The organism is Micromonospora sp. NPDC048947 (assembly GCF_040649495.1).
Classification (GTDB): Bacteria; Actinomycetota; Actinomycetes; order Mycobacteriales; family Micromonosporaceae; genus Micromonospora; species Micromonospora alfalfae.
In genome coordinates this window covers 207,879-222,983 of record NZ_JBEZFO010000006.1, presented here as the reverse complement: position 1 = coordinate 222,983, position 15,105 = coordinate 207,879, and the positions used below count along the sequence as shown (strand labels likewise).

At 68.3% G+C, this 15,105-nt stretch carries 13 protein-coding genes; 11 read left to right on the top strand and 2 right to left on the bottom strand.

Annotation, left to right across the window (positions count from 1 at the left end; genetic code table 11):
- Positions 1-47 precede the first annotated feature (47 nt).
- A complete protein-coding gene (locus AB0B98_RS11660) occupies positions 48-791 on the bottom strand; it encodes a GntR family transcriptional regulator (protein WP_238668579.1) in 744 nt (247 codons plus the stop codon).
- A 437-nt stretch (positions 792-1,228) separates the two neighbouring features.
- Between AB0B98_RS11660 and AB0B98_RS11655 the strand changes: the two genes are divergently transcribed.
- From AB0B98_RS11655 to AB0B98_RS11620, 8 genes are all read left to right on the top strand, one after another.
- The gene (locus tag AB0B98_RS11655; RefSeq protein ID WP_357362288.1) at positions 1,229-2,614 is read left to right on the top strand and encodes an extracellular solute-binding protein; all 1,386 of its coding nucleotides are present in this window, start codon (positions 1,229-1,231) and stop codon (positions 2,612-2,614) included.
- A 47-nt stretch (positions 2,615-2,661) separates the two neighbouring features.
- Positions 2,662-3,561, top strand: coding sequence for a sugar ABC transporter permease (locus AB0B98_RS11650; RefSeq protein WP_238668581.1), 900 nt, complete (start codon positions 2,662-2,664; stop codon positions 3,559-3,561).
- Positions 3,561-4,472, top strand: a complete 912-nt coding sequence (locus tag AB0B98_RS11645; RefSeq protein WP_357362286.1) for a carbohydrate ABC transporter permease — start codon at positions 3,561-3,563, stop codon at positions 4,470-4,472. The genes AB0B98_RS11650 and AB0B98_RS11645 overlap by 1 nt, the downstream gene beginning before the upstream one ends.
- On the top strand, positions 4,472-5,539 hold the full coding sequence (locus tag AB0B98_RS11640; RefSeq protein ID WP_238668583.1) for an ATP-binding cassette domain-containing protein: 1,068 nt from the start codon (positions 4,472-4,474) through the stop codon (positions 5,537-5,539). Before AB0B98_RS11645 ends, AB0B98_RS11640 begins: the two co-directional genes overlap by 1 nt.
- Positions 5,539-6,615, top strand: coding sequence for an ABC transporter ATP-binding protein (locus AB0B98_RS11635; RefSeq protein ID WP_357362284.1), 1,077 nt, complete (start codon positions 5,539-5,541; stop codon positions 6,613-6,615). The genes AB0B98_RS11640 and AB0B98_RS11635 overlap by 1 nt, the downstream gene beginning before the upstream one ends.
- 185 nt (positions 6,616-6,800) lie before the next feature.
- Positions 6,801-8,261 carry an NAD-dependent succinate-semialdehyde dehydrogenase gene (locus tag AB0B98_RS11630; RefSeq protein WP_357362282.1) on the top strand — a complete coding sequence of 487 codons (1,461 nt, stop codon included), beginning with the start codon at positions 6,801-6,803 and terminating at the stop codon, positions 8,259-8,261.
- A gap of 81 nt (positions 8,262-8,342) precedes the next feature.
- The gene (locus AB0B98_RS11625) at positions 8,343-9,602 is read left to right on the top strand and encodes an iron-containing alcohol dehydrogenase (protein ID WP_357362280.1); all 1,260 of its coding nucleotides are present in this window, start codon (positions 8,343-8,345) and stop codon (positions 9,600-9,602) included.
- A 249-nt stretch (positions 9,603-9,851) separates the two neighbouring features.
- On the top strand, positions 9,852-10,976 hold the full coding sequence (locus AB0B98_RS11620) for a hypothetical protein (RefSeq protein WP_357362278.1): 1,125 nt from the start codon (positions 9,852-9,854) through the stop codon (positions 10,974-10,976).
- A 12-nt stretch (positions 10,977-10,988) separates the two neighbouring features.
- Here AB0B98_RS11620 and AB0B98_RS11615 read toward each other — a convergent pair whose 3' ends face one another.
- A complete protein-coding gene (locus AB0B98_RS11615; protein WP_357275354.1) occupies positions 10,989-11,831 on the bottom strand; it encodes an aldo/keto reductase in 843 nt (280 codons plus the stop codon).
- Between the two features lie 240 nt (positions 11,832-12,071).
- Between AB0B98_RS11615 and AB0B98_RS11610 the strand changes: the two genes are divergently transcribed.
- The 3 genes from AB0B98_RS11610 to AB0B98_RS11600 all read left to right on the top strand — a co-directional run bounded on the left by AB0B98_RS11610 (position 12,072) and on the right by AB0B98_RS11600 (position 15,053).
- Positions 12,072-12,653 carry a type 1 glutamine amidotransferase domain-containing protein gene (locus AB0B98_RS11610; RefSeq protein WP_357275347.1) on the top strand — a complete coding sequence of 194 codons (582 nt, stop codon included), beginning with the start codon at positions 12,072-12,074 and terminating at the stop codon, positions 12,651-12,653.
- Between the two features lie 316 nt (positions 12,654-12,969).
- A complete protein-coding gene (locus AB0B98_RS11605; protein WP_357275338.1) occupies positions 12,970-13,881 on the top strand; it encodes an SRPBCC family protein in 912 nt (303 codons plus the stop codon).
- The gene (locus tag AB0B98_RS11600; protein WP_357362276.1) at positions 13,878-15,053 is read left to right on the top strand and encodes a zinc-dependent alcohol dehydrogenase; all 1,176 of its coding nucleotides are present in this window, start codon (positions 13,878-13,880) and stop codon (positions 15,051-15,053) included. The genes AB0B98_RS11605 and AB0B98_RS11600 overlap by 4 nt, the downstream gene beginning before the upstream one ends.
- The last annotated feature ends 52 nt before the right edge of the window (positions 15,054-15,105 follow it).

The following is a 15,105-nucleotide window of genomic DNA, read 5'->3' as shown; positions in this document are numbered from 1 at the left end:
CCGATCCGATCAGGATTGGGTTAGCATTCCTGGGCCCAGCGCGCTCGTCAAGCCTCTACCGACATTGCGCCGGCGTCCTCGATCTCGTCGAACACTCGTCTGAAACGTTCGCCGGATCGCAAGATGTGGCGACGCATCGCGTAGGCGGCGGCGTCGGGGTCACGCGCGGCGATCGCGGCCACAACTTCCTCGTGCTCGGCCATGGCCAGGTGAGTGACCTGGGTGTCGTGGTGAAGCCGGAAGAGGTGCACGTGGCTGTGCAGGCGAGCGAGCGCTTCGCGGATTACCTGGTTCTCCGCGCTCAGGGCGACGAGATCGTGAAAGGCGGCGTCGCGTAGTCCGAAGGCGCCGTAGGCCATGGGCCCGCTGCCCCCCTCCAGCTCGGCCATCTCCTCCAGCATCCGTCGCAGTCCGGCCACCTGCTCCGAGGATGCGCGTTCGGCGGACCTACGGGCCGCCGCCGGCTCAAGGAGCAGGCGGACCTCGAGCATGTCCTCGAATCGGTGCCGGGTGATCTGCGGGGGGATGCGGTAGCCGGCATGGGGTACCCGCACGACAAGGCCCTCTGCCTCCATGCGGTTGAGAGCGTCCCGGATCGGTGTCTGTGAGACCCCCAGCTCCCGCGCCAGGACGTCGATCGTGACGCGGGAGCCAGGCTCGATCCGTAGCGACATCAGCTGTCCGAGCAGCGTGTCGTACACCTCGTCGGCAAGCCGGCCGCCAGATCTTCCCGGCGGCATTCCGCCCGTCACGGACCTGCGGCCCCGCACGATCATCGCTTCGTCGTCCATCGTGACGTGAGGTCCCTTCTTACGCCTTCGCGAGCCTATTGACACCAGTCACAACGCTGCGGCATGCTGACGCCCCAACTCGATCGTATAGGAAAAGTGACTGTCGCCCGCCATCCTGCACATCGCGGCACCGCCCGTCACGGCTCTACTTCGATCACCTGGAACTCCACGAGCATGCTCGACGTCCTGCTCGGTTCGTCACCGGGTCGCAGCTGGACCGAAGGACTTCTCGACGGCGTGAAGACCGGGTACGTCGCGGCGTACTCGGGACGCCGGTCCGCGGGTCGGTCCCCGCGACAGCCCGGCGACGTGTCTGAACAACCCAGCAACTGCTCGGCGAAGCACATAGCGAGGCCTTAGAAGTTCCCACCCAGAAAGCAGGCATGAAGATGCGGTTTCCGAAGCGAATAGGACAAACGTCCGCTCCCGGGCGAAAGGTGCGGCTGGCGACGGCGGCCATGCTGCTGGTGGCCACCAGCGTGACGGCCTGTGGCGATAGCAAGGACGACGGCGCGAAGACGAGCGCCCCGAAGGCACCGGCGACCATCCCGGAGCTCACCAAGGACCCGCTGACCCTCAGCTTCATCTGGTTCGACTGGCCCCCCGCGAAGGCACTCGAAGACTTCGCGAACGCGGAGTACAAGAAGGGACGGCCGAACGCGACCATCAAGGTCAACACCGTGCCGAACGCGAACTGGCACGACGCGATGTTCACCCAGTTCGCCGCGCGCAAGACCGACTTCGACATCGCGATCCTGGACTCGCAGCACATCGGTGAGGCCGTGACCAACGGCAACATTCTCGACCTCACCGACTTCGTCAAGTCGAACATCGACGTCAATGCCTACAACCCGTACCTCCTGGCCGCCTACGGCCAGTTCCCCCAAGCGGAGACCGGCAAACGCGACGAGAACGCCAGCCTGTACGGACTGCCGCTGCTCGGCGACACCTGGACGATGATCTACCGCAAGGACCTGATCGGCGACAAGCCACCGCAGACCTGGGACCAGATGATCTCGGCCGCCGAGAAGTGCCAGGCGGACAACCCCGGCATCAGCGGGCTGGCTTTCCACCAGGCAAACGGCTCCGACGCCGCGGCCGTCACCTACAACACGGTCAACGGCGTCTACGGCGGCAACCTCTGGGACCCCAAGGCACGCAAGATCGACGGTGTCCTCAACGACGCCGCTGGCCAGGAGGCGATGGACGTCCTGGTCAACAAGATGAAGCCGCTGACCGCCAAGGGCTCCGGCAACTGGTTCATCGACGAGGTCAACGCGGCTGTCGCCCAGGGCAAGGCATGCATCGCGTTCAACTGGATCGCCGCGAGCGGCGGTCTGCTCGATCCGAAGCAGTCGACGCTCGGCACCACGCGGGAGCAGATTCTCGACAAACTGGGCTTCGCCACCCTGCCGAGCCAGAAGACCAACCTGGTCCCGCTCGGCGGTATGGGGATGCACGTCTCGGCCTACTCCGCCAGCGCGAACCAGGCCGAGGCCCTGAACTTCATGAAGTGGTTCGAGCAGGCTGACATCCAGAAGAAGTGGGCTGCGGCCGGCGGCGTGCCAGCGCGTACGGACGCCCTGCAGTCGCCCGAGTTCCTCAATGCCGGGCCGTTCAACAAGGTGTACGCCGACTCGGTGCCGCGGATGCGGGACATGTGGAACGTGCCGGAGTACGCGCGCCTGGTCGACATCGAGAACACCAACGTGAACGCGGCCCTCAACGGCGCGAAGAAGCCGAAGGATGCGCTCGACGACATCGCCAAGGAGCAGCAGGGCGTGCTCGACTCCAGCAACCGCAAGGGTGGCGGCGGACTGTGAAAGACCCCGCCCCTCTGACCACCGACCACCCCGGGCAGGTGGTGTCTGTGACGCCACCTGCCCCGGGGCGGTCCCGCCGACTGAGCGACCGCTGGCTCGCCGTCACGTTCATCTCCCCCGCGATGCTGCTGTTGCTCGCCATGTCGGTGTTCCCGTTGCTGTGGTCGTTGTACCTGTCCTTCACCGACTACTCGGCCACCCGCGGCGGGCCGGCCCACTTCATCGGGTTCGGGAACTACACAGCGATCCTGACGTCGGCGCAGGTGCACACGAGGGCCCTGACGACCTTGCTCTACGTGGTCGGCGCGGTCGGCCTGCAGACAGTGCTCGGTTTCGGCATCGCCTACCTGATCTCCCGACGCACGCACGGGCGAGGAGTGCTGACCACGCTGTTCCTGGTTCCGATGATGCTGTCGCCGGTCGTGGTCGGGCTGTTCTGGCGGTTCATGCTCGACGCGCAGTTCGGCGTGGTCAACAGCATGCTCGGCTCGGTCGGTCTGGGGCAGGTGGAGTGGCTCACCCGTCAGCGGACCGCACTGATCTCCCTGATCGTTGTCGACACCTGGCAGTGGACGCCGTTCATCATGCTCATCGCACTCGCCGGCCTCAGCGCGGTTCCCAAGTACCTGTACGAGGCGGCCTCGATCGACAGGGCGTCCGAGTGGTTCCGATTCCGCACCATCACTCTTCCGCTGGTGTGGCCACTGCTTCTCATTGCCGTGATGTTCAGGGCCATCGAGGCCTTCCGGCTGTTCGACCTCGTCTACATCCTCACCAACGGAGGCCCCGGCGTCTCCACCGAGACGTTGTCGTTCCACATCTACAAGGTCGCGTTCCTGGGCTTCAACACCGGAACCGCATCGGCGTACGGGATCCTCATGGTCCTCGTCGTCATCGTCCTCACGCAGCTCTACCTGCGCTACCTGAACAAGCTCAAGGAGGACTGATGGCCCTCTCCGTCGACGAGGCCGTGTCCACAGGCCCGGCCCGGGATCACGCTCCCCCGGCGCGCCGCCTTGGCGGTCGCGGCCGCTCCGTGCTGGAGGTCGTGCTGCTGACCGTGCTGGCCGTGGTGATGCTCTTTCCAGTGCTGTGGATGCTCGAGACGTCGATCAAGGAGAACCGGGACGTCTACGCCATCCCGGCCAAGTTCCTCGACTTCGACGTCACCATGGCCCACTTCAAGGACGTGTTCGTCGCCCCCGACGGTGGTCGCACCGCCTTGTCCGTCTCGTTCTTCAACTCGGTGGTGGTCGCCGGTGTCTCCACGTTGCTGGCCACCGTGCTGGGGGTCCCGGCGGCCTGGGCCTACTCACGCTTCGCCGTGAGAGCCAAGAAGGACCAACTGTTCTTCATCCTGTCCACCCGCTTCATGCCGCCAGTGGTGGTCGTGATCCCGATCTTCCTGATGTACCGCGAGTTCGGACTCATCGACAACAAACTCGGCCTGATCCTCATCTACGCCGCCTTCAACGTCCCGTTCACGATCTGGATGATGAAGGGGTTCGTCGACGAGGTGCCCGCCGAGTACGAGGATGCCGCCATGCTCGACGGCTACACCCGTCTGCAGGCGTTCTGGCGATACACCCTGCCGCTGCTCGTGCCCGGCATCGCCGCGACGGCAGTCTTCGCGCTCATCTTCTCGTGGAACGAGTTCGTGTTCGCCACCTTCCTCACCTCCAGCGACAGCGTGCGGACGGCCCCACCGGCCATCGCCGGCCTGATCGGCGGCACCACCACGGACTGGGGTCTCGTGGCCGCCTCCTCAGTGGTATTCGCCCTACCGGTGCTCGTCTTCGCGTACCTGGTGCGCAAGCACCTCATCGCCGGTGTGACGCTCGGGGCGGTGCGACGCTGATGGCGGGCATCGAGGTGACAGCGCTGCACAAGCGCTACCCGGACGGGACAGTCGCGGTTGAGCACGTTGACCTGTCCATCGGCCACGGCGAGCTGTTCGTGATGCTCGGCCCTTCGGGTTGCGGCAAGACGACGACGCTGCGGGCCATCGCCGGCCTGGAGAGGCAGACCGCGGGCGACATCCGCATCGGCGACACGCTTGTCAACGACCTGCCGCCGGCGGAACGCGACATCGCCATGGTGTTCCAGTTCTACGCTCTCTACCCGCATCTGCGAACCCGCGACAACCTGGCGTTCCCCCTGCGGGCCGAGGGACTGCCCAAGCCGGAGGTGCACGCGCGGGTCACCGAGGCCGCCCGGTTGATGCGGCTCGGCCCGCTCCTGGACCGGCGACCGCGCCAGCTGTCCGGCGGGGAGCAGCAGCGTGTCGCGCTCGCCCGCGCCCTGGTGCGCCGACCGCGTGCCTTCCTCATGGACGAACCGCTCACCAACCTGGACGCGGAGCTGCGGGCGGACATGCGCACGGAGATCAAGCACCTGCAGGGGGAACTGGGCGCGACGATGGTCTACGTCACCCACGACCAGGTCGAGGCGATGTCGCTCGGTCACCGGATCGCCATCCTCAACAAGGGCCGCGTGGAGCAGATCGGCACCCCGCTGGAGGTCTACGACCGTCCGGCGAGTCTTTTCTGCGCCGCGTTCATCGGCTCTCCGCCGATGAACCTGATCGAGGTGGAGGTGGTCGACGGGAAGCTGCACAGCCAGGGCGGACTGGTTCTCCCGCCACCGCCCGGCCTGCCACGCGACCGCCGCCTGGTCGCAGGCGTCCGGCCGGAGGCGCTGGAAGTCACCGCACCCGAGGCGGAAGGCTCGATCCCGGCCCGGGTGGTCTCGGTGGAGTGGCTGGGCGACGAAGTCATCTACGTGGTCGACCACGGCGGCCAACGTGACGTCCGGGTCCGGATGCCACCGACTGTTCGTTTCGCCGCTGAAGCAAAGGTCGGGCTGCGGCACACCGGCGGAACCCCGACGGTCTACGACGTGAGCACGGAAGAGCTGGTGGCCTGATGGGAACCGTTGCAGCACACGGGCTGCGCAAGTCCTTCGGCAAGGTCCAGGCGCTGGACGGGGTGACGCTGGACGTGCCGGACGGCTCGTTCTTCGTCGTCCTCGGGCCTTCCGGGGCGGGCAAGACGACGACGCTACGGGCGATCGCCGGCCTGGAGAAGCTCGACGCCGGGTCGGTGCACCTGGACGGGCGGGACGCGACCCGCGACGCCCCGGCCGAACGCGACCTGGCCATGGTCTTCCAGAGCTACGCCCTCTACCCCCGCCGCACCGTGTACGAGAACATCGCCTCGCCGCTGCGGGCACGCCATAGTTCCGCGAGCGAGATCGCGGCCGCCGTCGAGCAGATGTCGAGCCTGCTGCACATCGAACGTCTGCTGCAACGTCGTCCCGCGCAGTTGTCGGGCGGTGAGATGCAGCGGGTCGCCCTGGCCCGGGCGCTGGTCCGTCGCCCCCGCGCGTTCCTGATGGACGAGCCGCTGACGAACCTCGACCTCAAGCTCCGCGTCGAGATGCGCACCGAGCTCACCCGCATCCACCGGAGCCTCGGAGCGACCTTCGTGTACGTGACAAACGATCAGGTCGAGGCCCTGTCCATGGCCGACCAGGTCGCGATCCTCAAGGAGGGGAAGGTGCAACAGGTCGGAACGCCGACCGAGGTGTACGAGCGTCCCGCCAACCAGTGGGTCGCCGGATTCGTCGGGAGCCCACCGATCAGCCTGCTCGCCTGCCGCGCCGAGGGAGATCGCCTGGTCGGTGCGGACGGCTGGACGCTGCCGAGGCCCCGCTGGACCACGGCTGAGGACGGCCGGGCGCTGCTGCTGGGCCTGCGCGCGGAGGACCTCTCCGTCGAGCAGCGTGGGGACGCGTCGTTGTCCGGGGAGCTCTACGGGCTTGAGCCGCTCGGTGACCGCACGGTGGTCGACGTCCGGGTGGGGACGGAGATCCTCAAGGTCAAGGCCCGACCCACAGTCACCGGTACGCCGGGCGAGCGGCTGCTCGTCACCGTCGACCTGGACCGTGCGCACCTGTTCGACGCGGACACCGGGCTGTCGCTGTCCGAGGCTGGGCGGTAACCGCGCCGGGCGGCGACGGCACCATGCGCGGGGCGCCGCCAGGGCCAGGGCCGGGGCCGGGGCCACATTCGACCCGCTCGACAACTTCGCCCCCCGACGAGGGCGGGTGACCCGTCCGTCTACGCGCACAGCGCGATCGCTGAAGCATGCCGGACATCACCAAGAGGATCACAGGAGGCGACGCAATGAGTGACCCGATGGACGTCCTGGCCCCCGAGCACCGGCGGCTCCGGATCGGCGACGCCTGGCGCGACGCCGCAAGCGGAGCCACCTTTGCCGTCGAGGACCCGGCCACCGGCAAGGCCATCGCCGAGGTGGCGGACGCCGACGTCGTCGACGGGCTCGCCGCTCTGGACGCGGCGAGCACGGCGATGGCGCAGTGGGCGGCGACCCCACCGCGGAAACGGTCGGAGTTGTTGACCGCGACGTACCGGGCACTGACCGAGCGATCCGAGGAGGTCGCCCGGCTGATAACGCTCGAGATGGGCAAGCCGCTCGCCGAGGCTCGGGCGGAGGTGGCCTACGGCGCCGAGTTCTTCCGCTGGTTCGCCGAGGAGGCGGTGCGCGTCGAGGGGCGCTACAGCATCGCTCCCGCAGGTGGCTATCGCATCCTCACCGTGCCGAAGCCGGTCGGACCATGCGTCTTCGTGACGCCCTGGAACTTTCCGTTGGCGATGGGCGCCCGCAAGATCGCTCCTGCGCTGGCTGCGGGCTGCACGACGATCACCAAACCGGCAGCGCAGACGCCCCTCACCATGCTGTTCCTGGCCCGCATCATGGAGGAGGTCGGCGTACCCCCGGGCGTCGTCAACGTGCTGACCACCAAGCGTTCCGGCACGGTGGTCTCCGCACTGCTGGCCGACAGCCGGACCCGCAAGCTTTCCTTCACCGGGTCGACCGAGGTCGGTCGCGTGCTGCTCCGACAGGCCGCGGACAACGTACTGCGTACCTCCATGGAACTGGGCGGCAACGCGGCCTTGATCGTGTGTGCCGACGCTGACCTGGACGTCGCGGTCGACGGCGCCATGGTGGCCAAGATGCGCAACATCGGGGAGTCCTGCATCGCGGCCAACCGGATCTACGTCGAGGAGCCGGTGCGCGAGGAGTTCACGGCGCGCTTCGCTGAGCGGATGGGCGCGCTTTCGGTGGGCCACGGTCTCGACGACGGCGTGGACGTCGGGGCGTTGATCGACGAGGTCGCGGTCACCACGATCGACGAACTCGTCGCCGACGCGGTCGATCGCGGCGCCCGGGTCCTGGTGGGAGGCGAGCGTCCGGACGGGCCGGGCCACTTCTACCCGCCCACGGTCCTCGTCGACGTACCCGAAGACGCGCGGATGCTGAAGGCGGAGATCTTCGGGCCGGTGGCGCCGATCATCTCGTTCACGTCCGACGACGAGGTGCTGGCGAAGGCCAACGACACCGAGCACGGCCTGGTCGGATACATCTTCACCCGTGACCTCCAACGGGCGCTCCGGTTCACCGAGGGGCTGGACACGGGGATGGTCGGCATCAACCGTGGTCTGATTTCGGACCCGTCAGCTCCGTTCGGAGGGGTGAAGCAGTCCGGAATCGGCAAGGAGGGGTCGCACGAGGGCATCCTCGAGTACCTCGACCTCACCTACGCGGCGATCGACCTACCGTGACCGGACTGCTGCTCCGGGCGCCCGCCCAGGATCAGCGCGCCCTACGCACCCATGACGCCGACGTTCCGGAGAGGCACTGACATGCTTGAGACCGTCCGCGGACCACGCCAACTGATAGTGGGCGAAGGGGTCGCGCAGAACATCCCCCGGGTGGTGGCCGAGAGCGGCTCGCGAGTCCTCATCGTGACCGACCAGGTTCTTCTGGAACAGCCGGGCGTGGCCGAGATCGTGGCCGCCGTGCGGGAGAAGGTCGAGGTCGTCGAGGTGTTCTCCGACGCGACTCCAGACGTGCCACTCGCCGATGTCGCAGTGGCCGTCGCGGTCGCCGCCGAGATGGACGCCGACGTGATCCTCGCCATCGGGGGTGGCACCGTGATCGACCTCGCCAAGATCGTCGGCGTCATCCGGCGCCACGGAGGGACCCCGCGCGACTTCTACGGCGAGTCGAGGGTGCCGGGGCCGACGATTCCTCTCGTCGCGGTCCCGACGACGTCAGGCACCGGCTCCGAGCTCACACCCGTCTCGGTGTTGACCGACCCGGACCGCGAGCTGAAGGTGGGGGTTTCCAGCGTCCACATCGTGCCCGACTTCGCCATCGTCGACCCCGAACTCACCTATACCTGCCCGGCGACCGTCACCGCCCACTCCGGCATCGACGCGTTTTGTCACGCGGTGGAGAGCTACACCGCGCGACCCCGGGCCCACGGGCCGCGCGACCCGGTGGAGCAGGTCTTCCTCGGCCGCAACCCGATCACCGACCACTACGCGCTCCTGGCCGCGGAGCGGATCGCCCGTAGCTTGCGTCGTGCTGTCCGAGACGGAGGCGACACGGACGCGCGCGCGGACATGTCCTATGGGTCCATGCTCGCCGGGCTCGCATTTTCCCACGCGGGCAACGCGGCCCCGCACGCTCTCCAGTACCCCATCGGCGCGGCGACGCACACACCGCACGGCCTGGGCGTCGGGCTGCTACTGCCGTACGCGCTGGACGCGGCCAGGGATGCCATCAGCGACCGGCTGGCCACCCTCGCCGGGGTGTGCGGGCTGGACGTGACGGACGCCTCGGATGCCGAGGCCGCGGATTCGTTCCTCACCTGGCTCGACGGGCTCCTCGCTGACATCGGCATCCCTCCCACCCTGGCGGAGATCGGCGTGGCACGCGCCGACCTCCCGCGCTTCGCGGAGATGGCCGGTGGAGTCACCCGCCTGATCCAGAACCATCCAGGCCCGACCGACACCGCCAGCCTGACCGCGATCCTCGAAGCGGCCTGGGCCGGGGACCGGACCCGACACGTCCTGACTCCGAGCGGAGATGGTGGCGGTCGCTCTCCGTCTCGATGAACCGGCTGAGCTACCGGAGCGCCTTCCCATGAATCCGCTACACGCCGGCGGGTGGTCTCTTAGGCTGCGGGGCGAGCGCTCAGTTCGATGAGAGCGTCACGGTGGCACTGCGCGGGCCGGTCGTCGGGCGCTCCTCTCGGCGGGCGACTCTCCCACTACCTCGGTGGCCGTGGAGCTGTCGCGATGGCGCGTGACGCCGCGCTCCGTTCGCGGTCAGCGGCCGAGCCCGGCTACCGGTGAGGAGCACCAATGGCGCAGCGCGAACAGCACCGTCCGGAGATCGTCGTCGGACTGGTGGCGACCCCGCCGGACCACCCGGCCCGCGTGGCCGCGCAACTCGTCACCGAGTTGGCCGACCGGCTGACCGAGCGGGTGAGCGCGGACGTGCGGTGGACCGTCCGGGAAGGCTGGGGAGACGTGGCACCGCGCCGCGACGGCGGCGCCGAGGCCCTGCTCGACGATCTTGCTAGACGGCGCACCGTCGACCAGTGGGATCTCGCAATCTGCCTGACCGACCTGCCGCTGCATGCCGAGCGGGTGCCGCTGGTCGCGCAGATCTCCGTCCGGCGCCAAGTTGCGATGATTTCCCTGCCCGCGCTGGGACTGGCACAACTGCGCGCGGCCCGCACGGCCGTTCCGGATCTGGTGAGGCGGCTGCTGACCGACGCTCCCGACCAGCGGGTGCCGCCGGCCGGCTGGGCACCGGCCGAGATGACACGCCGCGTTCCCGCCACCCACCGAGTGGTCGGCGAGGCCGACGCCGGTGAGCGGCGCTACGTCGCCTCGGGGCTGATTGGCCGGGTGCGGCTGTTGGCCGGAATGGTGCGAGCCAACCGCCCGGGACGCGCCCTGCTGGGCCTGTCCAAGCTGCTGGTCGGCGCGTTCGGCACGGCCGCGTTTGCGCTCACGACGGACACCATCTGGCAGATGGGCGATGCGCTCGGCGGACTCCGACTCGCCGTGATCATGCTGCTCGGGCTGACCGCATTGGTGGTCTGGCTGATCGTCGCGCACGACCTGTGGGAGAAACCAAGCCGCGAGACACCGGCTGAGCTGGCACGGCTGTTCAACCTGGGTACGATCCTCACCCTCACTTTGGCCACTGCGGTGTCCTACGTGGTGCTGTTCGTGGGAACGGTGCTCGTCGGATCGTTGCTGATCGACACATCCGTGCTGGAACAGGTCCTGGGGCGGCCGGTCAATGTCACCGACTATCTGACGCTGGCATGGATCACCAGCTCGCTTGCCACGGTCGGCGGTGCGATCGGCTCCGGGCTGGAGAACGAGGAGACGGTCCGAGCTGCCGCTTACGGCTACCATCCCGAACCAGGCGGCTGGCGGGACGAGAAGGACGGCAGCCACAACGGTAGGTAGCGGCCGCTGGACCTACAACATCTCCAGCGGCTGCGGGCCGGTCGGCGGTGGGAACGCGGTGTCGAGTTCCGCCACGTCCTCGTCGGTCAGCCGCAGGTCTCGCGCTTCCGCGTTCTCCCGGACGTGTTCCGACCTCGACGATCGGGGGATCGCCGCGACCATCTCCTGCCGTAGCAGCCAGGCCAGCGCCACCTGAGCGGGCGTGACCCCGTGCCGGGCGGCGACCTCCGCGACCTGAGGGTGGCCGAGCAGTCGGCCCTGCTCGATCGGCGAGTACGCCATCACCGGGATCCGGTGTTCACGTAGCCACGGCAGCAGGTCGTACTCGGGACCCCGGCGGGTGAGGTTGTACAGGATCTGGTTGGTCGCGCAGTCGTTCCCGCCCGCCTCCATCAGCTCGGTCATGTCGGAAAGATCGAAGTTGCTCACGCCCCACTGCCCGATGTCGCCGGCGTCGACGAGCTCGGCGAACGCCTCGATCGTCTCGGCGAGTGGATGCGAGCCGCGCCAGTGCAGGAGGTAGAGGTCGATGTGGTCGACGCCGAGTCGCTGCAGGCTGCGGCGACACGCCTGCACGGTTCCCTGTCGGCTGGCGTTGGACGGCAGCACCTTGTCGACCAGAAAGACGTCGTCGCGTCGTCCGACGATCGCCTCGCCGACGAGTTCCTCGGAGGCGCCGTCACCGTACATCTCCGCAGTGTCGATCATGGACATGCCCAGGTCGAGCCCGGTGCGTAGGGCGGCGATCTCGTCCCGCCGCCTTCCGGGGTGCTCACCCAGGTACCACGTGCCCTGGCCGAGCACGGGCATGGTCTGGCCGGACGGCAGTTCGATCGAAGCGGTAGGGGCAGTCATGGCGACCTTTCCGGGAACCTGGATACCAGTGGGTTGAGTGCGTTACCCGCTGTGACAGGAAGCACTCGCGGCGCGACCTTTCTCCGCGCGGGCTCTTCTGAGCGGCGGGCGCACCGGCGGGCTTGTCCGCCCTCGAGTGGCGTTCGGCGACCTGTTTCCCGGTCCCGACACCGGGAAGGCGACCGCAAGCGAACGATGCGCCGCCGACGGGGCGGCGCCGCGAAGGGAAGGCCGCCCACAATGGCGCAGAGCCAACAGCCACTGACCGGCAAAAGAATCGCTTGCCTCGCCGCCGACGGGGTGGAGGACGTCGAGTACACCCAGTCCCGGGCCGCCGCGGAGCAGGCGGGCGCCGAGGTCCACCTGATCTCGTTGAATTCCGGCGAGATCCAGTCCATGAACCAGGACATCAATCCGGCCAACCACTATCGGGTGGACCGGACCGTGACCGAGGCCAATGCGGCCGACTACGACGCCCTCCTGTTGCCGGGCGGAACGGTCAACCCCGACCGGCTCCGGATGAACCCACAGGCGATGGACTTCGTCCGCGCGTTCTTCCAGCAACAGAAGCCGGTGGCGGCGATCTGCCACGGCCCCTGGTCGTTGGTCGAGACCGGCATGGTGAACGGCCGGACCGTCACCTCGTTCCCGAGCCTGCGCACCGACATCCGCAACGCGGGCGGGAACTGGGTGGACCAACAGGTACAGGTCGACAACGGCCTGGTCACCAGCCGCAACCCCAACGACCTTCCGGCTTTCTGCGCCAAGATGGTCGAGGTGTTCGCCCAGGGCGAAAACGTCCGCCAGATGGCGACGGCCTGACCAACCGCGGGCTCAGGGCGGGAGCATCAGGCCGGTCCTGAGCCCGCGTAGGCGTTGTCCCGCCGCCCGGTGATCGTCCGTGACGTTGTGCCGAGCAGTGGGACAGGAATCGCCCCCACACTGCGGCCGGTGGGCGGGTTGAGGTGGTTTTCGAGGGGTATCCGGACGCCTACGGGTCGCGCCCGGACCGTGGTGAACCGGAATGCGCGGACGGTGCGACCGGATACGGAGGCTACCCGTGACTCAACTAGCAACCCGAGAGGCAGTAAAGGCAAGGCAGGACGAGATTCAGCGGCGGGGCCGATCGCTCGGCTAGGTGAGCCTCGGTCTGGGCGTGGCACAGCTGGCGGCACCGGACACAGTGCGCCGGATCAGCGGAGTGGACGACTCCCCGACGTCGCGGAGGGTGGTGCCGCTGGTCGGGGCGCGCGAGTTGGTACACGCGGCCGGCCTCCTGACCAGCCGACGAAAAAGCATCTGGGCGTGGACCCGGGTCGCGGGCGACGCGATGGACCTGGCCTCGCTCGGGGTGGCCATCGCCCGCCGGAGCGGGCATCGCCGGCGTCGCCTGGTCGGTGTCACCAGCGCCATCGTCGGGATCACGGTGGTGGACCTGCTGACCGCCGTTCAGGCGACCCGGGCGAAGAGGGCCGGGGCGCTACGAGGTGTCCGCGAAGGAGGACCCATGGAGCTGACCGCCACGACGACCATCCGCAAACCCCCGCCCAAGGTCTACGCGTACTGGCGCGACCTGAACAACCTCCCCACGTTTATGGCACACCTTGAGGAGATCCGCGCCACCGGTGACCGTACGAGCCACTGGTCCGCCAGCGCTCCGTTCGGCAAGAACGTCGAGTGGGATGCGGAAATCGTCGACGAGACACCCGGCGAGAAGATCTCGTGGCGGTCGACCGGAAACGCGGACGTGCCGAACGCCGGTACGGTCCGGTTCGTGCCCGCTCCGGACGGTGTGAGCACCGAGGTGCACGTCGTCATGTCGTACGACGTCCCGGGCGGCGCGGTCGGCAAGGCGGTCGCCCGGTATTTCGGCGAGGAACCGCACCAGCAGCTCGACGACGACCTGCGCCGGCTCAAGCAGGTGCTGGAGACCGGTCAGGTGGTCCGATCCGACGGCGCCCCGTGGGGCAAGCGGGCCCGCAAGGAGTTCCCGCAGCGTCCGGCGCAACCGCTGTCGGATTCCGAGCTGGCCAAGGGAGCGAAGGCATGAGGGCGAACACCTGGGCCGGCCGCAACAAGGTCAAGGTCCGTGACGTGCCAGACCCGAAGATCCTCAACGACCGGGACGCCATCGTACGGATCACCTCCACCGCCATCTGCGGCTCGGACCTGCACCTGGTCGACGGGTACATACCCTCGATGCAGGACGGCGATGTCATGGGCCACGAGTTCATGGGCGAAGTGATCGAGGTTGGCCGGGGCGTCGACCCAGGCCGGCTGCGCGTCGGGGACCGGGTCGTCGTGCCGTTCCCGATCGCCTGTGGCGCGTGCGGGGCCTGCGCCGCCGAGCTGTACTCCTGCTGCGAGAACTCCAACCCCAACGCCGGGATCGCGGAGAAGATGTTCGGCCACCCGGTCGCCGGAATCTTCGGCTATTCGCATCTGACCGGCGGCTTCGCGGGCGGTCAAGCGCAGTACGCGCGGGTGCCGTTCGCCGATGTCGGTCCGCTGAAGATCGAGTCCGACCTGACCGATGAGCAGGTGCTGTTCCTCTCCGACATCCTGCCCACCGGCTACATGGGTGCCGAGATGTGCGACATCCAGTCCACCGACGTGGTGGCGGTGTGGGGCGCCGGCCCGGTCGGCCAGTTCGCGATGGACAGCGCCCGAGCCCTCGGTGCCGCGAAGGTCATCGCCATCGACAAGGAGCCGTACCGGCTGCAGATGGCCGAACGGGCGGGCCACACAACGGTCAACTTCGAGGACGTGGACGTGCGGTCCCGGCTGCTGGAACTGACCGGTGGGCGAGGACCGGACAAGTGCATCGACGCGGTCGGCATGGAGGCCACCCACGGCAGCGCGCCCCTGCACGCCTACGACCGGGTCAAGCAGGCGGTCCGCTCGGAGACCGAGCGCCCGCACGCGCTGCGGCAGGCGATCCTGTCGTGCCGCAGCGGTGGCATCGTGTCGGTGATCGGCGTGTACGGCGGTCTGCTGGACAAGTTCCCCGCGGGCGCCTGGATGAACCGGGCGCTGACCCTGCGTACCGGTCAATGCCACGTGCAGCGTTACATGAAGCCGCTGCTGCAGCGCATCGAACGCGGGGAGATCGACCCGACCCGGGTCATCACCCACACCCTGCCGCTCGACCAGGCCGAGCGCGGCTACGAGATCTTCAAGAACAAGCAGGACAACTGCGAGAAGGTCGTCCTCAAACCCTGACCACGATCCGCATCCGGCCACCGGGACGCGCCCGGTGGCCGGATGCGTCGTC